The organism is Arthrobacter sp. AG258 (genome assembly GCF_004364695.1).
Classification (GTDB): Bacteria; Actinomycetota; Actinomycetes; order Actinomycetales; family Micrococcaceae; genus Arthrobacter.
This window is the reverse complement of the sequence record NZ_SOBI01000004.1, coordinates 175,310-194,976: the sequence shown is the minus strand read 5'-3', so window position 1 is coordinate 194,976 and position 19,667 is coordinate 175,310. Positions and strand designations below refer to the sequence as shown.

At 65.6% G+C, this 19,667-nt stretch carries 21 protein-coding genes and 1 tRNA gene; 12 read left to right on the top strand and 10 right to left on the bottom strand.

Annotated elements, in window-relative coordinates; genetic code table 11:
- Window positions 1-72: 72 nt before the first annotated feature.
- Both DFO47_RS10110 and DFO47_RS10105 read right to left on the bottom strand, forming a co-directional pair.
- A complete protein-coding gene (locus DFO47_RS10110) occupies window positions 73-1,263 on the bottom strand; it encodes a site-2 protease family protein (protein ID WP_133831557.1) in 1,191 nt (396 codons plus the stop codon).
- Entirely contained in the window at window positions 1,256-1,987 is a 732-nt protein-coding gene (locus tag DFO47_RS10105; protein WP_133831556.1) for an HAD family phosphatase, read from the bottom strand. The genes DFO47_RS10110 and DFO47_RS10105 overlap by 8 nt, the downstream gene beginning before the upstream one ends.
- Window positions 1,988-2,138: 151 nt before the next feature.
- Between DFO47_RS10105 and DFO47_RS10100 the strand changes: the two genes are divergently transcribed.
- A complete protein-coding gene (locus tag DFO47_RS10100; RefSeq protein ID WP_018761337.1) occupies window positions 2,139-3,044 on the top strand; it encodes a PAC2 family protein in 906 nt (301 codons plus the stop codon).
- 78 nt (window positions 3,045-3,122) lie between these two features.
- Here the strand turns inward: DFO47_RS10100 and mshC are convergent, their stop codons facing one another.
- On the bottom strand, window positions 3,123-4,400 hold the full coding sequence (gene mshC / locus DFO47_RS10095) for a cysteine--1-D-myo-inosityl 2-amino-2-deoxy-alpha-D-glucopyranoside ligase (RefSeq protein WP_133831555.1): 1,278 nt from the start codon (window positions 4,398-4,400) through the stop codon (window positions 3,123-3,125).
- 15 nt (window positions 4,401-4,415) lie between these two features.
- Entirely contained in the window at window positions 4,416-5,249 is an 834-nt protein-coding gene (locus DFO47_RS10090) for an undecaprenyl-diphosphate phosphatase (protein WP_018761335.1), read from the bottom strand.
- A gap of 51 nt (window positions 5,250-5,300) precedes the next feature.
- Here DFO47_RS10090 and DFO47_RS10085 point away from each other — a divergent pair, with 51 nt between their 5' ends.
- Window positions 5,301-6,230, top strand: a complete 930-nt coding sequence (locus tag DFO47_RS10085) for an aldo/keto reductase (protein WP_133831554.1) — start codon at window positions 5,301-5,303, stop codon at window positions 6,228-6,230.
- Between the two features lie 48 nt (window positions 6,231-6,278).
- Here the strand turns inward: DFO47_RS10085 and DFO47_RS10080 are convergent, their stop codons facing one another.
- Window positions 6,279-6,542, bottom strand: coding sequence for a hypothetical protein (locus DFO47_RS10080; RefSeq protein ID WP_018761333.1), 264 nt, complete (start codon window positions 6,540-6,542; stop codon window positions 6,279-6,281).
- 40 nt (window positions 6,543-6,582) lie between these two features.
- Between DFO47_RS10080 and DFO47_RS10075 the strand changes: the two genes are divergently transcribed.
- A complete protein-coding gene (locus DFO47_RS10075; protein ID WP_018761332.1) occupies window positions 6,583-6,816 on the top strand; it encodes a DUF5703 family protein in 234 nt (77 codons plus the stop codon).
- Window positions 6,817-6,880: 64 nt separating this feature from the next.
- On the opposite strand, the gene DFO47_RS10070 is transcribed toward DFO47_RS10075, so the two are convergent.
- Both DFO47_RS10070 and DFO47_RS10065 read right to left on the bottom strand, forming a co-directional pair.
- The gene (locus DFO47_RS10070; RefSeq protein ID WP_133831553.1) at window positions 6,881-8,041 is read right to left on the bottom strand and encodes an acyl-CoA dehydrogenase family protein; all 1,161 of its coding nucleotides are present in this window, start codon (window positions 8,039-8,041) and stop codon (window positions 6,881-6,883) included.
- Between the two features lie 9 nt (window positions 8,042-8,050).
- Complete coding sequence (locus DFO47_RS10065; RefSeq protein WP_018761330.1) at window positions 8,051-9,355, bottom strand: M20/M25/M40 family metallo-hydrolase; 1,305 nt, start codon at window positions 9,353-9,355, stop codon at window positions 8,051-8,053.
- Window positions 9,356-9,524: 169 nt separating this feature from the next.
- Between DFO47_RS10065 and DFO47_RS10060 the strand changes: the two genes are divergently transcribed.
- Window positions 9,525-9,607, top strand: a tRNA-Leu gene (locus DFO47_RS10060).
- Between the two features lie 121 nt (window positions 9,608-9,728).
- Window positions 9,729-10,646, top strand: coding sequence for an NmrA family NAD(P)-binding protein (locus tag DFO47_RS10055; RefSeq protein ID WP_133831552.1), 918 nt, complete (start codon window positions 9,729-9,731; stop codon window positions 10,644-10,646).
- Window positions 10,647-10,775: 129 nt separating this feature from the next.
- On the opposite strand, the gene DFO47_RS10050 is transcribed toward DFO47_RS10055, so the two are convergent.
- Window positions 10,776-11,288: a DUF805 domain-containing protein gene (locus DFO47_RS10050; RefSeq protein WP_018761328.1), complete on the bottom strand. Its 513-nt coding sequence runs from the start codon at window positions 11,286-11,288 to the stop codon at window positions 10,776-10,778.
- Between the two features lie 369 nt (window positions 11,289-11,657).
- Here DFO47_RS10050 and DFO47_RS10045 point away from each other — a divergent pair, with 369 nt between their 5' ends.
- Window positions 11,658-13,109, top strand: a complete 1,452-nt coding sequence (locus DFO47_RS10045) for a phospholipase D-like domain-containing protein (RefSeq protein WP_243835430.1) — start codon at window positions 11,658-11,660, stop codon at window positions 13,107-13,109.
- 127 nt (window positions 13,110-13,236) lie between these two features.
- Window positions 13,237-14,256: an NADPH:quinone reductase gene (locus tag DFO47_RS10040; protein ID WP_133831550.1), complete on the top strand. Its 1,020-nt coding sequence runs from the start codon at window positions 13,237-13,239 to the stop codon at window positions 14,254-14,256.
- Window positions 14,257-14,282: 26 nt separating this feature from the next.
- On the opposite strand, the gene DFO47_RS10035 is transcribed toward DFO47_RS10040, so the two are convergent.
- Window positions 14,283-14,474, bottom strand: a complete 192-nt coding sequence (locus DFO47_RS10035; protein WP_018761325.1) for a hypothetical protein — start codon at window positions 14,472-14,474, stop codon at window positions 14,283-14,285.
- Window positions 14,475-14,640: 166 nt separating this feature from the next.
- On the bottom strand, window positions 14,641-14,862 hold the full coding sequence (locus DFO47_RS10030; RefSeq protein WP_018761324.1) for a hypothetical protein: 222 nt from the start codon (window positions 14,860-14,862) through the stop codon (window positions 14,641-14,643).
- Between the two features lie 162 nt (window positions 14,863-15,024).
- Here DFO47_RS10030 and DFO47_RS10025 point away from each other — a divergent pair, with 162 nt between their 5' ends.
- From DFO47_RS10025 to DFO47_RS10005, 5 genes are all read left to right on the top strand, one after another.
- Complete coding sequence (locus DFO47_RS10025; RefSeq protein WP_018761323.1) at window positions 15,025-15,327, top strand: DUF4193 domain-containing protein; 303 nt, start codon at window positions 15,025-15,027, stop codon at window positions 15,325-15,327.
- 160 nt (window positions 15,328-15,487) lie between these two features.
- On the top strand, window positions 15,488-16,228 hold the full coding sequence (locus tag DFO47_RS10020) for a M50 family metallopeptidase (protein WP_133831549.1): 741 nt from the start codon (window positions 15,488-15,490) through the stop codon (window positions 16,226-16,228).
- Window positions 16,229-16,258: 30 nt separating this feature from the next.
- Window positions 16,259-17,347, top strand: coding sequence for a glutathione S-transferase C-terminal domain-containing protein (locus DFO47_RS10015; RefSeq protein WP_133831548.1), 1,089 nt, complete (start codon window positions 16,259-16,261; stop codon window positions 17,345-17,347).
- Between the two features lie 46 nt (window positions 17,348-17,393).
- On the top strand, window positions 17,394-18,503 hold the full coding sequence (locus DFO47_RS10010) for a serine hydrolase domain-containing protein (RefSeq protein WP_133831547.1): 1,110 nt from the start codon (window positions 17,394-17,396) through the stop codon (window positions 18,501-18,503).
- Window positions 18,504-18,595: 92 nt separating this feature from the next.
- Window positions 18,596-19,648, top strand: coding sequence for an FUSC family protein (locus DFO47_RS10005; protein ID WP_133831546.1), 1,053 nt, complete (start codon window positions 18,596-18,598; stop codon window positions 19,646-19,648).
- Window positions 19,649-19,667: the final 19 nt, after the last annotated feature.

Here is a 19,667-nt window from a genome sequence, read left to right as displayed (position 1 = left end):
GTGCCGCGCTCCCCTGGTCCCTCGGGGCGCCAGTTGGCGTTGGCGGCGGCAATGCATGACCGGCAGGTAACTCTACCGGTTCCGGCCCTGAGGGGAGCTATTGTTCCGCGGACTCTTGCCGGTGATGGTTGCGAGGACGGCTTCCTGCGTCAACAGTCCGGTGACCTGTCCATTGTGGTCCACCACCGCATAGTGGCGGCCCGCAACCTGGGACAGGAACTGGACCAGCTCCTGTCCCTTGGACCACTCGGGAACGTACGCGCCGCCCGCGAGCGGGAAGGAAACGGCATCAACCGGCGTCGAATCCGCCGCGGCAGCGGGGACTGACTGGAGTGCCTCCGGGTCCACCACGGCTTGCGGCCGTCCGTCCGGTCCGCAGACCACCACTGCCCTTGCCCCTCCCTCCGAGAGGCGCAGGGCGTCTCCGGCGGTTGCGGTCGCAGGCAGGCCGGCAGCGGGCATGGACAATGCCGCGGCACTGACCAGTGGGAGCCTGCCGCGCAGTGTCCCTTGTTGGATGGACGCCGACGCGCCCATCCACAGGAAGCCGCCAACAAGGATGGTGATCATCAGGAAACTGAAGTCCGGGCTGTCACCGGCAAGGAAGGGGCGTACCAGGAACCAGTAGGCGATGGCGAGGACGATGATCCGCCCGCCCCAGCCGGCGGCAACGGTGCCCTTGGCCTGGCTGCCGGTGGCTTTCCAGACGATGGACTCGACCATCCGGCCCCCGTCCAGCGGAAGGCCAGGAAGGATGTTGAAGACGCCGATGAGGAAGTTGGCCCACATGAAGATGTTCGTCAGGATTTCGGCGACGCTCCCCAGGCTGTTGGTGCCCAGCACCAGCCACGCGCCGCCGGCCAGGACGAAGTTGGCCGCCGGTCCGGCAAGGGCCACCACTACCGAGCGCCCCGGGGAAGCTGTGAAGCTCTCGAACTGGGTGTGGCCGCCCCAGAGGTTCAGGACGATTTTCTGGGTGGGCCAGCCGTAGATTTTCGCGGTGAGGGCGTGGGCCAGTTCATGCACGAGCACAGAGATCAACAGCAGGACGGCGTAGGCGAAAGCGACGACGTAGGCACTGGCGCCCAGCACGGGGTTGTTCCGTGCCAGTACCGGTCCGTACACGATCACCGTGAAGGCCGCAATGACGAACCATGAGTAGGCCAGGACCACGGGGACGCCGGCGATCCGTCCCAGCGGGATCCCTTCGCGGCGCCCGGGGGCCTCCTGGCCGGTGCCAGGCTTCGTGCTGTGCTCAGCCATGGGGATCACCCGAAGCGGGTGCCGCGAGGCCTTGGGGACCCGCACCCACCAGCAGGGCTTCGAGCTCTCCCAGTGACCGGCCGGCCAGGGAGTCCCAGAGCTCGTAGCTCTCATGGTCGGGCAGGGGAACGATGTGCGGCACTGCCACCGTTGCGACCCCGGAGGCAACCGCTGCAGCCACGCCCGGCACGGAATCTTCCAGCGCGACGCAATGGTGGATGCCGAGCTCGGGGTCGGCTTCCTGCAACAACTCCACTGCCGTCAGGTAGGCCTCCGGATGCGGCTTGCCCTGGGTAACGGTGTCACCGGTGACCAGCACGTCGAAGTAGGGCCTGGGAAGGTTGGCCACCACCTCCCGGGCCAGTGGACCTTCGGACATGGTGACCAAGGCGCACCGGACCCCGGCTTGGTGGAGTTCTTCCAACAGCTCACGGGCACCGGGCCGCCACGGCACCTGCTGCTGGACGCTGCTGATGACCTGGGCCGTCAGGGCGTCGATGATGTCCCGGATTTCCAGCTCCACACCCGCCTGCTGCAACAGTCCGGCAGAAAAAGTCAGTGACTGTCCAACCAGCTGCATGGCCTGCTGGTGGCTCCAGGTTCCTCCGTGCGCTTCAACCAGTGCCCGCTCGGCGGCGATCCAGTACGGCTCGGTATCCACGATGGTCCCGTCCATATCCCAGAGGACGGCCTTGAGCGGTGAACTGGCGGCAGGTATTGACATATAGCCAGTCTACGGGGCGTGGCTGGGCGGAGGCTGTGGGCTACGCCCTTGGCGAATATGACGCGGCAGGGGTGCCACAAGGACGGGTTTACGGGGATTTGCGGCGCTTCAATCCATGCACGACCAAGCACCTTGGACGTAGGGTGAAGAAATGAATAGCTTCGAGGGAGCCACGGCGGAAGAGGGTGCCGGACCCGAGCGGGAACGGTTCCTCCAGCCGGTGGCAGACGGACAGCGCGTAACGGTGATGCTTGCCGCCTTTGAAGGGTGGAACGACGCCGGAGAAGCGGCCAGCGATTCGTTGCGCTACCTGAACAAATTGTGGGGCGGCAAGAAAGTCGCCTCCATCGATGCTGACGAGTACTACGACTTTCAGTTCACGCGCCCCACCGTCCGCAGGAACGCGGCAGGCGAACGGAAGATCAAGTGGCCTTCCACCCGGATCTACAAAGCCAGCGCGCCAAATTCCAATGTGGATGTCATCTTTGTGCAGGGCACCGAGCCATCCTATAAATGGCGCGCCTACACCGCTGAGCTGCTGGTTCATGCGGAAGCGCTGCACGTGGATTACGTGGTCCTCGTCGGAGCGCTCCTGGCGGATGTCCCGCACAGCCGCCCGATTCCGGTGAGCACGTCCTCCGACGACGCCCCGCTCCGGGAGCGGATGGACTTGGAAGCGTCCCAATACGAAGGGCCAGTGGGCATTGTCGGCGTGCTGTCCGAGGTGTCCCTGCTGGCAGGCATTCCCACCGTGTCCTTGTGGGCTGCCGTACCGCACTACGTGGCCCAGGCACCCTCGCCCAAGGCCCAGCTCGCCCTCCTGCACCGGATCGAGGAACTCCTCCAGGTGCCCCTGGATACCCATGAGCTGGCCGAGGAGGCCGAGGCGTGGGAGCGCGGGGTGGATGAGTTGGCCACGGAGGACCCGGAGATCGCCGCCTACGTGCGCCAGTTGGAGGAAGCCAAGGACACCGCCGATCTGCCCGAAGCGAGCGGCGAGTCCATTGCCCGGGAATTCGAGCGGTATTTGAAGCGGCGGGGCCAGGACAGGGGCTGAAACCCGCCGGACGCGGAAAGGGCCTGGCCCGGAGGAATCCGGGCCAGGCCCTTTTTGTGCCGCCCGAAGCGGAGTTCGTTACAGCTGGATGCCCAGGAGGGCGTCCACCGCGTCCTTGACCAGGGCGGCGTCGGCGGCGCTGGCAGCAGCGCCGGCATCATTGGCTTTGCGTGCCCACCGGGATACGGCGGCAACCGCTGCGGGCGCGTTGAGGTCCGCTGCCAGCGCTTCGCGCATCTCGGCCAGGAGCGCCGTCCCCGAACCTGCGGGGGCATGCTGCAGGGCGGTCCGCCATGCCGCGAGGTCTGCCTTGGCCGCGGAGAACCCTTCATCCGTCCACGACCAGTCGGAACGGTAATGGTGGGACAGGATCGCCAGCCGGATGGCAGCCGGGTCCTCGCCGGCGGCACGGAGCTTCGAAACCAGCACCAGGTTGCCTTTGGACTTGCTCATCTTCTCGCCGTCCAACCCCACCATGCCGGCGTGTGCGTAGTGCTTCGCCAGGGGGACTCCAGCCAGTGAGTAGGCGTGGCCGGCGCCCATTTCGTGGTGCGGGAAGATCAGGTCGGAGCCGCCGCCCTGCACGGTGAATGGTGACGGGAGGTACTTCTGCGCGATGACGGTGCATTCGATGTGCCAGCCGGGCCGCCCTGGGCCCAGGCTTCCACCGGGCCAGCTTGGTTCGCCGTCCCGCGCCACCCGCCACAGCAACGGATCCAGGGCCTGCCGCTTTCCGGCGCGCCCCGGGTCGCCGCCACGTTCGGCGAAAAGCTCCAGCATGGCGCTTTCGCCCAGGTGGGAAATGGCGCCAAGTGCCCACGCGTCAGGTGCGGTTGACTGCTTGCCGGCTGCTTCGACGTCGTAATAGACGTCTCCGTCGGGTTCGCCGTTGCTGCCGCCCACTGTGTAGGCCAGGCCCATGCTCACCAGCCGTTCCACTTCGGGCACGATCAGCCCGATGGACTCAACAGCGCCAACGTAGTGGTCCGGCGCCAGGACGTTGAGGGCTTCCATGTCGGTCTGGAAGAGCTCCACCTGTTGGGCGGCCAAATCGCGCCAGTCAACCCCGGTGGCGGTGGCGCGCTCGAGCAGGGGGTCGTCCACGTCGGTGACGTTCTGGACATAGGACACCTCGCTGCCGGCGTCGCGCCACGAACGGTTCAGCAGGTCGAAGGCGACGTAGCTGGCGGCGTGACCCATGTGGGTTGCGTCGTAGGGGGTGATGCCGCAGACGTACATGGAGGGCCTGGCCTCCGGTTCGAGGGCCACTTCGAGGCCTGCCGCAGTGTCGAACAGCCGGATGGCGGGCATGTTTCCGGGCAGGGCGGGAACGGGGCGGGAAGTCCAGGATTTCACAGGTAAAGCCTAGTCCTAGGCGCTGATGACGTTGAAACCGAGGAGGAGGTAGAGGGCGAGGCCAAGGAAGATCCGGTACCAGACAAACAGCCTGTAGCTGCGGGTGGAGACGAACTTCAGGAACCAGCCGATGATCACGTACCCCACCACCAGTGCGATCACGGTGGCCAGGGCGGTCTCCGGCAGACCGAACGGCCCCGTAATGCCTTCCTTGGTGACCACTTTGTAGAGCTGGTAGAGCCCGCTGCCGAAAACGGCGGGGATGGCGAGCAGGAAGGAATACCGGGCGGCGGCCTCACGGGTATAGCCCATCAGGAGTCCGGCGGTAATGGTGCCGCCAGAGCGTGACACACCCGGGATCAGGGCCATGGCCTGGGCCAGGCCGTAAAAGATGCCGTGCTTGTAGGTCAGGTGGGCCAGGTCCCGCTTCTGGGCGCCGATGGCGTCCGCTACGGCGAGGATGAGGCCAAAGACAATCAGCATGGTGGCAACGATCCACATGCTGCGCAGGACCGATTCGATCTGGTCCTGGAAGAGCAGCCCCAGCACGATGATCGGCAGGCTGCCCAGAATCACCAGCCAGCCCATGCGGGCATCGGGATCCTGCCGCGGCACTTTGCCGGCCAGTGAGCCTGCCCAGGCTTTGACGATGCGGACAATGTCACGCCAGAAGTAGATCAGCACGGCTGTTTCCGTGCCCAGCTGGGTGATGGCCGTAAAAGCTGCACCCGGATCCTGCGCGTTGGGAAGGAATTCCCCCACAATCCGCAGGTGTGCGCTCGATGAAATCGGTAGAAATTCGGTCAGTCCCTGCACTAGGCCCAGCAGGGCCGCTTCAAACCAGTTCACGCTAAGACCCTACGGCATGGCGGTGGCGCTTCTGCCCGTAAGCTTGCTGCTATGCAGCAGCGTTACGTCGGCAACAGTGGATTGCGAGTTTCAGCCCTCTCCCTGGGCACCCGTTCCTGGGGCCGGGAGACCGACGAGCAGGACGCCTCCGAGATGCTGCGGACGTTCCTTGGTGCGGGCGGCCGGCATGTGGACACGTCCGCGTCCTACGCTGGCGGGGGCTCCGAAGCGATCCTGGGCGCGCTGCTGGGCGACGTGGTATCCCGCACGGAAATTTCCATCTCCACCAAAGCGGGAATGACGACGCCGGATGGCCGGCGCGCCGTGGATACCTCACGGAATGCGATGCTCACCGGGCTGGACGCCAGCCTGGCCAGGCTGGGCACGGATTACGTGGACCTCTGGTTCGCCGAAGAGTGGGATGGAAACGTTCCCCTCGAGGAGACGCTGGCAGCACTGGAGTTCGCTGTCCGGTCGGGCCGGGCCCGGTACGCCGGAATCTCCAATTTCAAGGGCTGGCAGGCGGCTAAGGCTGCGGCGATCAGCAGCGTTCCGCTCGTGGCCGCCCAGGCCGAGTATTCGTTCCTTAACAGGTCGGCGGAATCGGAACTCATGCCGGCCCTCGAAGACGCCGGGCTGGGCCTGATGGCCTGGGGCCCTCTGGGCAGGGGTGTCCTCACGGGCAAATACCGGGGCAGCCTTCCGGCCGGTTCGCGCGGCGCCTCCGCGGGCGAGGCCGATTACGTGGAGCCCTACCTGGAAGAGAAGCCGTCCCGCATCGTGGACGCCGTGTGCATGGCAGCCAACGGGTTGGGACGTTCACCGCAGGATGTCTCATTGTCCTGGCTGCTGTCCCAGCACGGCGTCGCCACAGTTGTTGTCGGGGCCCGCACGAACGTGCAGTTGAAAGAGATCCTCGACGCCCAGCTCTCCCCGCTGCCGCCCCAAATTGCCAGGGCGCTGGAAGACGTTTCCGCCTAGCGACCCAACACCGGCATCCCGCGGGCTCCAGAGTCTTTCCCCGCTGCGCTATTCCTCGACAATCTCCAGGTCTTCGTCGTCGTCCACGTCGGCTTCATCATCGTCGTCTTCATCGTCGAACACCTGCAACGGGGTAACTTCGTTGTAGGCCTCATAGAGGGCGTCTTCATAAACTTCGAACGCATCTGCAACTGCAAAAAAGGCTGCCTCCACGGAGGGGTCACCGTCCCCGCGCCGGTTCGATGCTGCTATAAGGTGTTCTTCCAAAGCGGTGGTCAGGGACGAAAGCGCGACACGCGGATCGATGCTCATGACTTCACGTTAGCCGGAAAAGGACGAAAATGGAGAGCAAATGAAGGAGCAATTTCTCACCAGCTCAGTCCAGCGGGAGCGGGACTATTTACGGCAGTACGAATACCTCGTACTGACGCTCAGCCCTGAGGATTCCCTGCCGGAGGCGCGGCGCCGCCTGGTGGAACACTCCGAGTACGGCAAGTGGGAATTGGAACGCAGCAAGCTTTACATGGGCGGCGGCCGGCGGTTTTGGCTGCGCCGCCGGGTCATGCAGGTCCAACGCACCGTATAGGGCGGGCTTTGGGGAACCAGCGGCCCTTGGGGGAACGAACGGGAGCAGGTGCCCCGCGCCGGGGTTACTCCTCCAGGGGACCGAGCCAGGCGTTGGCGACAGTGTTGTGGGCTGACTCATCGTCGGAAGGGTGGAACATGCCGGCCAGCACGTCCCTGTACAGCCGCTCCAGTTCGGAGCCCCTGAAGTAGCTGGATCCGCCGCTGACCCGGATGGCCAGGTCCACTACCCGCCTGGCGGTTTCGGTCGCATTCACCTTCAGCCCCACCAGCTTGGGGAACCACTGGGACCCGTGATCAGCCAGCGCGTCGACGTCCGCCGCCACGGCGTCCAGCTGGGGGTAGAGCGCATCCATGGCCATGGCCGCTTCGGCGACTTTCCAGCGGATGTCGGGGTCCTGGGCGTAGCTGCGTCCGCCGTTCTTGAACGATGTGCGCCGCTTTGCCGTCTCCACGCCCACTGTCAGGGCACGCTCCCCCAGCCCCGTATAGACGGCGGCGAGGAGCGTCTCGAAGCAGGCGAAGATGGCGAAGGTGAGGGGGTCGGCGTTGGGCCCCACCGGCAGCTTCCGAAAGATCCGGTCCGCCGGTACTGCCGCGCCTTCCAGCACCGTGGTGGCGGACTGGCTGGCTCGCATGCCCAGCGTGTCCCAATCGTCAAGGATCCGGTAGCCCGGCGATCCGCGGCGGATGAATCCATGGACAAGCTCTCCCGCTCCATCCCTGGCCGCAGGGTCCTTGCCGAAGATCCCGAGGCGGGTCCAGGCAGGCGACAAGCTCGTGAAGATTTTCGTTCCGGTAAACGTGTACCCGCCGTCCGCGGCCGGCGCCGCGATGGTCCGTGAGTCAAAGAGGACGGAGTCGTTGCCCGCCTCGGAGTTGCCGAACGCAAACACTTCGCCCTGCGCGGCTTCTTCCAGGACAAAGGACAAGGAGTCGTCGCCCCGGGCGGCCAGGACATGTGCGACGCCGGTCCAGACCAGGTGCATATTGACTGCCAGTGCGGTGGCGGGGGCAGCCGTTGCCAGCCTGCGCTGGCACTGCGCCGCCGCCCGGAGCCCAAGGCCCGGACCGCCGTCGGACGCCGGCACGAAGAGCTTCAGGTATCCCGCAGCCGCCAACTCCTCCAAATCCTCGTGGAAGAAGGCGTTGTCCCGGTCGTAACCGGCCGCGCGTTGCCGGATCCGCTCCAGGAGAGCGTCCGGCAGCAGCTGTTCCGGAGTCACAGCCGTCCCCTAGTAGTTGGTCAGCAGGGTGTTCAGCACCCGTGCGCCGAATTTGAGGGAATCGGCCGGGACCCGCTCGTCCACCCCATGGAACATACCGGTGAAGTCGAGCTCGTCCGGAAGCATCAACGGTGCGAAGCCGTAGCCGGTGATCCCCAGCCGGCTGAGCGACTTGTTGTCCGTGCCACCGGAGAGGGTGTAGGGCAGCACTTTGGCGCCCGGGTCCTCCTTGTGGAGGGCATCGATCATGGAGTCCACCAAATTCCCGGCGAAGGGAACCTCCAATGAGACGTCGTTGTGGACATAGCTCACATCCACGCCGGTGCCGGCGAGCTCGCGGACGATTTCCAGGACCTGCTGTTCCTGGCCGGGCAGCGTGCGGCAGTCGACAAGGGCTTCGGCTGACTCCGGAATGACGTTGTGCTTGTAACCGCCCTTGAGGAGGGTGGGGTTGGTGGTGTTCTGCAGGGTGGCGCCGACGAAGCGGGCCACGGTGCCAAGCTGGTCCAGCAAGAGGTCCGGGTTGTCGGCGTCGAACTCCACTCCGGTGAGTTCAGTCACTCCGTCAAGGAACTGGCGGGTCGTGGGGGTGAGCTCGATGGGCCATTTGTACTCGCCGATGCGGGTGACAGCCGCGGCCAGTCGGGTGATGGCGTTGTCCGTGTTGATCTGCGAGCCGTGGCCGGCCCTGCCATGGGCCACCAGCCGAAGCCAGGAGATCCCCTTCTCGGCGGTTTGCAGCAGGTAGGTGCGCTGGCCGCCGATGGTGGCGGAGAAACCGCCCACCTCCGAGATTGCCTCGGTGGCGCCCTCGAAGAGTTCGGGACGGTTGTCCACGGCGTACCGGGCGCCGTAGACGCCGCCGGCCTCCTCATCGGCGAAGAACGCAAAGATGATGTCGCGCTTGGGCTTCCTGCCGTCCCGGGCGAAGCTGCGCATGACGGACAGGATCATGGCATCCATGTCCTTCATGTCGACGGCGCCGCGTCCCCAGATAAGCCCGTCCTTCAGTTCCGCGCCGAACGGGTCCACTGACCACTGGTCACGCAGGGCGGGCACGACGTCCAGGTGGCCGTGGACCACCAGGGCACTTGCCGAAGGGTCCTCCCCCGCCAAGCGGCTCACAACACTGGCGCGGCCCGGGGCGGATTCGAAGATCTCCGCGTCCAATCCCACTTCCTCGATCAGCCCTGCGGTGTATTCAGCAGCTGCCCGCTCGCCCGGACCCGATCCGTCACCGTAGTTGGACGTGTCGATCCGGATGAGTTCCTGGCAAATCCGGACAACTTCATCCTCGGGCAGGACGTCAGGCATTGGTATCTCCTTGGTAGGGAATGACTGGGTGGCACGAGCTGAACCGCTGTCCTCAGCCTACCCATTCGGCCCGATTCGTTCTTCCCGAAAAGTCATGTTAGAGTTTTTCTCGCTGCTTCGGAGAGGCGCGAAACGCTGAAAGGCGGGACGTCTTCCCGAAATACCACCTGCGCGGGTGGCGGAATGGCAGACGCGCTAGCTTGAGGTGCTAGTCCTCGAAAGGGGGTGGGGGTTCAAGTCCCCCTCCGCGCACATTGGGAAACCCCGGAAAATCAATGATTTTCCGGGGTTTTTCTGTATCCGGGCAACCCCAGGCGATCCCCGGGGTTCCTTCCCGGCGTCGCACCACCAATCCCACCGGGAAAGGCAGGCCATGACTACCAGTACCGTCCTTGTCGCCGGAGCCACCGGCGATCTCGGTCAACGCATTGTTCGTGAGCTGCTGCGCCACGACACGCTCGTCCGGGTCCTTACCCGTCCCGGGAGCGGCAGGGCGCAGAAAGTCTTCGGCGGGGCGGATCGCGTGCAGGTCCGCGAGGCCGTGTACACGGACCACGCCAGCCTCGTCTCCGCCCTGTCCGGCGTCGACACGGTCATCTCAGCTGTCAGCGGGGCGCGTCCGGTCATCATCGACGCGCAAAGGTCGCTCCTCGCAGCCGCAATCGAGGCAGGTGTGGCGCGGTTTATCCCGTCGGATTACTCCGCCGACTACCGTCGCGTCACTCCCGGCAGCAACCGGAACTTCGAGCTCCGCCGTGATTTCGCCGCGGAACTCGACGCCGCTCCCCTCCGCGTGACGTCCGTCCTGAACGGTGCTTTTGCGGACATGCTCACCGGGCAGGCGCCCATGATCCTGTTCTCGCGCCGCCGGGTCCTCTACTGGTCCTCAGCCGACCAAATCCTCGACTTCACCACCAAAGATGATGTGGCACGCGTCGTCGCGCTTGTCGCGGTCGACAAGGACGCGCCCCGGGTTGTCGAAGTGGCCGGTGACCGGGTCACTGCCCGTTCCGTTGCCCGGACCATGACCGAACTCACGGGAAAGCCCTTTGCGCTGCAGTGGGCCGGAACCACCGGGACCCTGTCGGCGATGGGCAGGATCGGCCGCCGCTTCTCGAAGGACAAGGAGGGAACCTTTCCGGCCTGGCAGGGCATGCAGTATTTCTTCAGCATGTTCAGCGGCCAGGCCGAACTCCGCCATGTCGACAACCACCGGTACGGGCCGCACCGGTGGACTTCGGTCCGCGATGTCCTCCAAGGTCACCTGGCACGGACAACGGCCGATCGCTGATCCCAAACGCTGCAGCCGGCACCTGCCGCCACCCGGGAATGCGACGGGCCCAAGACATGAAAGAGGGGAAGACCATGGTGGTCTTCCCCTCTTCCTTACCACCGCCTTTCCGGCGGGCCGGCAGCTGGGTTATTGAGTGGGCTGGTCGAACCGCTGCCCGGCCGGGTCCGGCCCCATGAGGGTGAAGACCAACAGGATGATCGCTCCCGCGAACGGAATGAGTCCCAGCAGGATCAGCCAGCCGCTCTTGTTGCTGTCATGCAGGCGGCGGACCGTCAAGGCCAGCGACGGGACGATGGTGGCCAGGCCCCAGATCATGACCAGGATCAGTCCGACAACTGCTCCAGGACCCAGCTGTGGAGCGCTGCCGTAAGTCGACGTTGACGCCACCATGCCGGAGCTGATGATGATGTTCAGGACGATGCCGACGATGATGGCGACGAGCGTCCACCACCAGTATTCGCTCCTGCTGGCCCGGCCGGAGAAGGCTGCATACTTCTTGAAGAACCGCTTGACCGCCACCGGGAACGGGGCGCCATAGTAAGGGGCCCAGAGCGGGGGTTCCCCGCCGGGCCAGGACTGCTGGGACGGATACTGCTGCGGCGGATAGGGCTGCTGCGACGGGTATTGCGGATAGCTCAAGGTTTCCCCCAGGTGTCAGAAGTGACTGGAACGTGCTCATCGTACTGTCGATGCGGTCGAAATAGCCCGCACAGGGGTAACAATTTTCCCAATTTTCCCCGGAACAACAAGGAAACGGCCGCTCCCGGAGATACCGCCGCGGGCCGCGTCCATGGGCTAGTTTGGGAACGAAGCGGCCTGCCCCGGGGCCCCGACAAGGAGCGCCGATTGGACAACATCGCCCGCAAGTGGTTTTTGAGCAGGTCCGAGCGCGGAAATCCTGCCAGTGCCGTGCAAGCGTTGAACGACGGATCACCAGCGTGGTCAGAGGGAAACCTGGTGCGGCCCTTGATCCACGGGGCGTCCTACTTTTCCCGCTTGCACGGGGAATTGTCGGCTCTCAAGGCCGGTGACCGGGTGTGGTTCACGGACTGGCGGGGGGATGCCGATGAGCGGCTTTCCGCTGACGGCCCAACGATTGGCACGGTGCTGGCGGAGCTGGCCCGGGCAGGGGTGGAAGTCCGCGGACTCGTTTGGCGGTCCCATGGAGAGCGGATATCGGCCCCCATCAGTGGACGCTCCAACGAACTGCTCAGCAGGCGAATCAACGATGCAGGCGGCGAAGCGCTGCTGGACCAGCGGGTGCGCCTCTTCGGTTCCCATCACCAGAAACTGGTGGTGATCCGCCGTCGCGACGACCCATCGAAGGACGTCGCTTTCGTTGGCGGGCTGGACCTCTCACACAGCCGCCGGGATGACGCCCGCCATGGCGGTGACCCGCAGGCGGTGAAGATGGACCCCAAGTACGGTCAGCGGCCCCCCTGGCACGACGCCGCGCTGGAGCTGCGTGGCCCCGTAGTGGCTGATGTCCTGGCGGTCTTCGCTGAACGCTGGAACGATCCCCACCCGTTGGACCGGCACACGCCATACCGCATGTTGCTGCAGCGCCTGGCCCGGATGCCCCGTCACCCCCGGCCCCTGCCTGACGCTGCCCCACCCCCGCCGCCGGCGGGCCCGCACGCGGTCCAGCTGCTGCGTACGTACGGCCGGAAGCATCCACCCTTCCCGTTCGCTCCCAACGGCGAGCGCAGCATTGCCCGCGCCTACGCGAAAGCCTTCTCGCAGGCCCGTTCCCTCATCTACATCGAGGACCAGTATTTGTGGTCAACAGATGTCGCGGCCGGAATCGCAACCGCGTTGGAGCGCAACCCTTCGCTCCAGGTGATCATCGTCGTCCCTCGCTATCCGGACTCTGACGGTCGGCTGGGCGGCCCGCCCAGGCGGCTGGGCCAACAGCGTGCCGTCTCCATGATCCGGCGGGCCGCACCGGACCGGGTTGGCGTCTTCGACCTGGAGAACAGCGACAGCACGCCGATCTACGTCCACGCCAAAATCTGCATTATCGACGACACCTGGTTTACCTGCGGATCGGACAATTTCAACCGCCGGTCCTGGACCACTGACAGCGAACTGACGTGCGCCGTCGTCGATACCTCCCAACCGGAAAGAGGCAGCCCCGGCGAGGCCGGCCAACCTGCCCGACCCGGGCCTTTGGCCAGGGAGCTACGGATCCAGCTGTGGACCGAGCACCTGGGGCTGGACCCCGACGACCCGCGGCTCCTTGAGCCGACGGCCGGCCTGGACTTGTGGAACAGCGCTGCCGATGCCCTTGCGCAGTGGCACCGAAACGGGCGCCGCGCTCCTCGGCCTCCCGGACAGGTGCAGCGCCACACCATAGAGTCCCTGCCGCCCCTCCACCGGCTCTGGGCCGATCCCCTGTACCGGCTTGTCGTGGACCCGGACGGGCGCCCTCGGTCCCTCCGCGGCACAGACCGGTTCTAGGCGCCGGAAGCGGGAAGGTTTCGCGCCACGCAACGGGGGCCACGCGGCACGAACAACCTGCAGTGGCACTGTGCGGGCGCGGTAAGTTGGAGCGGTACTTACAGCCGAGCGTGGATAGGGAGAAGACATGAAGGCCATCGTGTACGAAGAGACGGGCCCATCGGCGGTCCTGAAGCTCCGCGACAGGCCCTTGGTGGACCCCGGCCAGGACGAGGTCAGGGTCCGGCTGCTGGTGTCCGGAGTGAACCCTACTGACTGGAAGTCACGCTCCGGCGGCGGGAGCAGGAAACTGGACGCGCCCAAGGTTCCCAACCAGGACGGAGCCGGGGTGATCGATGCCGTAGGTGCCGGGGTAGCCGGGTTCGGCGTCGGGGACCGTGTCTGGCTATGGGATGTCGCGTGGGGCGGCAACGAAGGCACCGCACAGGAGTACGTCACTGTGCCGGCCGGAAAGGTTGTGCCTCTTCCGGACGGAGAGTCCTTTGACGCCGGCGCCTCACTCGGCATCCCTGCTTTGACTGCCCACCGGGCCCTCACCTCAAGCGAAGGCGGACCGTCCCGGCTCTCCCCCGGGGCCCTGGCCGGACGGACCGTCCTTGTCACCGGCGGCGCGGGGGCAGTGGGTCATGCAGCCATCCAGTTGGCACGATGGGCCGGGGCAAGCGTCATCACCACCGTCAGCGGCGACCACAAAGCGGAACTGGCCCGGCGGGCGGGAGCAGGCACGGTCATCAATTACCGGACCGACGACGTGGTGCGTGCTGTCCGCGACGCGGCCCCGGACGGTGTGGACACCATTGTGGAGGTTAACGCTCCGGCAAACATCGAGGCGGGCCTGGAGGTGCTCAAGCCGGGCGGGACGATCTCCGTCTACGCCGCAAACCCCGGGGAGTCACTGACCGTGCCCATTCGCGAGGGCATGACCAAGAACGTCCGGCTGCAATTCATCCTCACCTACACGGTGACTGACGAACAGAAACAGGATGCGGTTGCTGCGGTCTCCGGAGCCCTTGAGGCCGGCGCGCTCCGGGTCGGCGAAGACTACGGGCTGCCGCTGACCCGCTTCCCCCTTGAAGAGACCGCCGCTGCGCACGACGCCGTTGAACAGGGCATCGTCGGAAAGGTGCTCATCGACGTCGCGCCGTAACCGGCGGCGGCGACGCCGCCTGGGCACTATTGCGAAAGCCGGTCCCTCGCCGCATGCTCGACAAGCACCGGTATGAAAGCGCGCACCCTCCCGGTATCAAGCATGCTGTGCTCCTGCTGCACCACGTCTTCGATCTGCTCCCTGGACAGCGTAGGAAACCTCGCTGCCAACCGGTCCACCACTTCGCCGAGGGCCCGCAACTCTTCGCTTACTCCCATCGTGAAAGTGTCAGCGGCGTTGAGAACCTCGTCAAGACTTGACTATGCAGCCGGCTTTGCGGTGTGTGGAGGGCTCCCAGGGAGCGTGTCCAACGGCGGGCGCCGAGCCGCACCGGGCAGCCTCGCCGCCCGCCCGGTCGCCGTGTGCCCACCCGCCCACAAGCCGTCAGTGCGGATGCAACCTGCGGGGACGGGAATGGCGGTGGATACGCGAACCGGCCACGGCAGGCCGGTACTCGATCCGACGTTTCTCCGTCCGGACATCACGCCGTTCCTGGCGCCGCGCTTTGCGTTCCGGACGGTCAATGGCGGACAGGATGGTCAGCGTCACCGCCATCCACAGGAGTGCGGTCCCCAACACCAAAGCGATCTCCAGCTCCGTGCTCATAGTCCCAATTTTAGGGCCCCACGGCTCCGGCTGACCCTGCGCAGATCCACATCGAAGCCGCCTAAATCCACAGCGTCCGCGGCGCTTCCTATTGGGGAATACGGGCCGGATGCTGTACGTTTCATACCCGACAGCCAATCAAAGAAAAGAGAAGCACCTAAAGTGGCAACCGATTACGATGAACTGCGTTCCGACGTCAAGGAATCGCAGGACAACTCACTTGAGCAGCTCCAGTCAGCAAATGCTCCCGACGCCCGCAGTGTTGTGCAGGAGTTGGACGAAGCTGACGGGCTGGACGGCGCCGGCGTCCCTGGCGGCGAATTCGTCGCTGAGGAACTCGTAGTCCAGGTCATTCCGCAGGCAGAGGACGAATTCACCTGCTACTCCTGTTTCCTGGTCCGGCACCGGTCCCAGATTGCGCGCCAGAAAGACGGCCACAGCTACTGCACTGAGTGCGAAGGCTAGGAAGAAACAGTTCCGGGCAAAACACCTGGACCCTCGTGAAAACCATCCGGAAGGCACGCCGCAGAAGGCGTGCCTTCCGGTTTTAAGCGTTCACCCAGACAAAGTGGGTAACGTGCCGTCAAGGAACTTACGACGACGACCCGGCAGCCAGGAGGCAGCGTTGGACAGCCCAGCTGGCGTATGGAACACCTTCGCGGCGGCCTTCTCCCAGGCACCCGTGCCCAACATCACCTGGGTAGAGATGTTGCTGTCCCTGGCAGCAGCCACGGCGCTGTCCATCCCGCGCCGTTCCTGGCGCTACTTTGGACTCCTTGCCACCGCAACTCACGAACTGGGCCACGCGGTTGCCGCCGTAACCTCGGGCCAGCGGCTGTCCGGGATCCGGCTCCGTCTGGACCACTCCGGAACAACGACTGCCTACAGCCGGAGCCGTGTTGCCGCTGCCTGGTCGTGTTTCTGGGGCTATCCGGTCCCGGCACTCGTTGGTGCGGCGTTCGTGTGGTGCGGAGTCACCGGGTGGGGTGCCGCAGCCATGGCGGCAAGCGTGGTGGTCCTGGCCGCGTCAATACTGTTCCTCCGCAACGTTGCCGGATTCCTCATCACCCTGACCGCCATGGCCGGCGCCGCTGCCCTCACGTTCCTGGCAACGGCCTCGGCTGCCGGACATGCCGCCGTCATCTTCGGCCTCGCCTTGCTCGTGGCCGCAGTCCGGGACCTGGCCAAACTCACCCACGTCCACCTCCGGCGTCGCGACCGCCTGGAAAGTTCCGACGCATACCTGCTGTACCGCGCCACCTCCGTGCCGTCCGCCGCCTGGATCACCATCTTCAGCGCGCTCGTGGCCGGCTCATGGCTTGCGGCCTGGCTGCCCGTCTCCCGGATCCTGCTTGGCGGCGCCTGAATTGTTGAGCCGGACGCATACGCTAGTGCCATGAGCCAGGAAACCGACAGCAGTCCCACAGCGACGGACCACAGCACCGAGCACAGCACCCGAGGCGCATATGTGACCGGCGGTGCGGAGTTCACCCGTGACACCAACTACATCGAAGACCGCATTACCAGGGATGCCGCTCCCGGCAGCAACGGTGAACCCGGCTGGCCGGTGGAAGCGGGACGGTACCGGCTCATTGCCGCCAGGGCTTGCCCGTGGGCCAACCGGACCGTCATAGTCCGCAGGCTGCTGGGCCTTGAAGACGCCATCTCACTGGGCCAGCCCGGACCTACCCATGATGCCCGGTCCTGGACGTTCGACCTCGATCCCGGCGGCGTTGATCCCGTCCTGGGCATTGAGCGCATCCAGGAGGCCTATTTCAAGCGTTTCCCTGACTATCCGCGGGGCATCACCGTTCCCGCCGTCGTGGATATACCAACCGGCGCAGTCGTGACCAACAACTTCCCGCAGATCACGCTCGACTTTTCCACCGAATGGGTGGATTTCCACCGGCCGGGCGCACCGGAACTCTACCCGGAGCACCTCCGCGGGGAGATCGACCGGATCAACAAGCGCGTCTTCACCGAAGTCAACAACGGCGTCTACCGCTGCGGTTTCGCCGGTTCGCAGGAGGCCTACGACGCCGCGTACGACCGGCTCTGGACGGCCCTGGACTGGCTCGAAGAGCGGCTCTCACGCCAGCGGTACCTCGTCGGCGATACCATCACCGAAGCGGACGTCAGGCTCTTCACCACGCTGGCCCGCTTCGACGCCGTCTACCACGGCCACTTCAAGTGCAACCGGCAAAAGCTCAGTGAGATGCCCGCGCTCTGGGGCTACGCCCGGGACCTGTTCCAAACTCCGGGCTTCGGTGATACCACCGACTTCGTCCAGATCAAGCAGCATTACTACATCGTCCACGAGGACATCAACCCCACCGGGATCGTACCGAAGGGGCCGGACCTGGCTGGCTGGCTGACCCCGCATGGCCGCGAAGCGCTTGGCGGCCGGCCCTTCGGGGACGGCACGCCGCCGGGTCCGGTACGGCCGGGCGAAGAAGTGGCTGCCGGACATGGAGCCGTGGGCTAGTCCGCAAAGCCCGGGCAGGAAATCGCTTTCCCCTATGCTGGGAGGCATGCAGACTTCCCTTGGCTTCGTCGCCCCCGGATACGAGAACGTGCTGGCCTTGTTCGAGACCCTGCTCGCTGGGGACCCCCGGTACAGCGCCCAACTGGCGGCCTACCAGGGATCCCGGCAGGTGGTCCGGCTGACTGGAGGCCCGGACATGGCGCCGGACACCCTGACGGGGGCGTACTCCTGTTCAAAGGGCGTCGGTGCGATGGTCATCGCACTGCTGGTCCAGGACGGCCTCCTCGATCTGGACCGTCCGGTGGCCCACTACTGGCCGGAGTTCGCCGCCCACGGCAAAGACAAGCTGCTGGTCCGGGAAGCCCTGTCCCATCAGGCCGGACTATTGGGTATCGACGGCGGGTTCGGGCTCACCGAGCTCACCACGCCCGAGGCTGCGGCGCGGCTCGCCGCGTCACCGCCCCTCTGGGAGCCCGGGCGGCAGTTCGGATATCACGCCCTCACTATTGGAATTCTGATGGAGGAGCTGTGCCGACGCACCGCCGGCGAGCCATTGCAGGCTGTCTACGAAGCAAGGATCCGCGCGCCCCACGGCGTGGACTTCTTCCTCGGCCTGCCGGAAGAACTGGAACCGCGGTACCGGGACGTCCTCTACCAGGACACCCCCGACCAGGGATGGGTGGACCCGCTGAGCCTGGAAGGGATTAACGGCAACGCACCCGTCAGCACCATCATGGAGCTGCCGAACATCCGCGCAGTCCGGGCAGCAGGCATGTCCGCGGCCGGAGGAGTGGGATCCGCCGAAGGGCTGGCCCGCCTCTACGCCGCCGCAACCACCGGCGTCGACGGCGGCCGTCCCTTCCTCGAGGCCACAACCATCGAAGCAATGTCACGGGAACAGGTGTGGGGCCTTGACCGGTCCTCTGGGCTCGATAATGCGTTCGCCGTCGTCTTCATGAAACCGCACCCGTCAAGGAACTTCGGCAGCCACCGCGCATTCGGGCATGAGGGAGCGAACGCTGCCCTTGGCTTTGCGGATCCCTCCTACGCCCTTGGCTTCGGATATGTCCCCCGCCGCCAGGAGGAAGGGCGGACCCCGGGCAGGGCCCACCGGCTGGCCTCCGAAGTGCGGCGTTCCGCGGCCGGCTTGTCCTGACGGGATGCCGGCCTTACTGTGGCCGGATGGGCAATACTCAAGCACGACCGGACGCACGGTGGGCTCGGGGGACCCAACTTCTCAAACAATCGGTGGAAGGAATCTCCGCTGCCTTTGCAGCGCAACGGCTGCAACTGGCGGCGAAAGCCGCGCTCGCAGCGGGCCTGGCTTTCACAATCGCTCCGCTGATGCCCGGGGCGGCGTCGCACTACACGTATTATGCGCCGCTGGGCGCCCTGGTGGCCATGTACCGCAACGTCGCGGGCTCGGTCCGGAACGGACTCCAGGCCATCGCGGGACTTGCCGTGGGGATCGGTTTGGCGTTCATCCTGGTCAGCATTTCCGATCCCTCACCGTTGACGGTGGCTCTTTTCATGGGCGTCGGAGTGCTGTTGGGCGGGCTGCCAGGCATCGGCTCCGGCAGTGACTGGATTCCAACGGCCGCGCTCCTGGTCCTGCTGGTCGGCGGCAGGAATGCCGAGGACTTCTCCTACGGCTACCTCCTGCAAATGGCCGCTGGAGTGGCAGTGGGCATCGCCGTGAACTTCCTGATCTTTCCACCCCTGCACCTGAACGCGGCCGCCACCAGCCTGGCCGAACTCAGGCGCGCCCTTGGCAGGCAACTGACCGACATGGGTGCGGCCCTGACGGAAAAATGGCCGCCGGAACACGAGGAATGGTCGCGCAGGTCGGAGGAGCTGTCCGACGCGGCAAGATCGGTACGCCACCTGGTCAAGGAAGCTGATGCCAGCCGGCGCGCCAACCCGCGGCGAAAGCTGCATCCGAGGGACATCGACCAGGACTACCGCGAGTTGCAGAATCTGGAGCAGGTGACATTCCATATCCAGGACATGACCGATGTTCTTTCCGACGTGATCTGGAACAACGACCTGCCGTATGAGATTCCCCTCGAGGACACCGAACCCCTGGCCGCTGCGATCACGGCCACTGGAGAATTGCTGTCTATCGTTGTCGAAGGTGAAGACAACAATCACCAGGACCGCTATGCCGCGGCCAAGGCGGCAGTGGAAGCCTGCATGGCCGCCACCACCGCCAGGCAAGCCGAGGAGGGCACCGTCCCGGCCTCCGAATCGGTCCTCCTGAGCCTGCACCGCATCCTGCGCGCCGCCAAGCCGAAGGACTGATCCGGCGCACCGTCATACT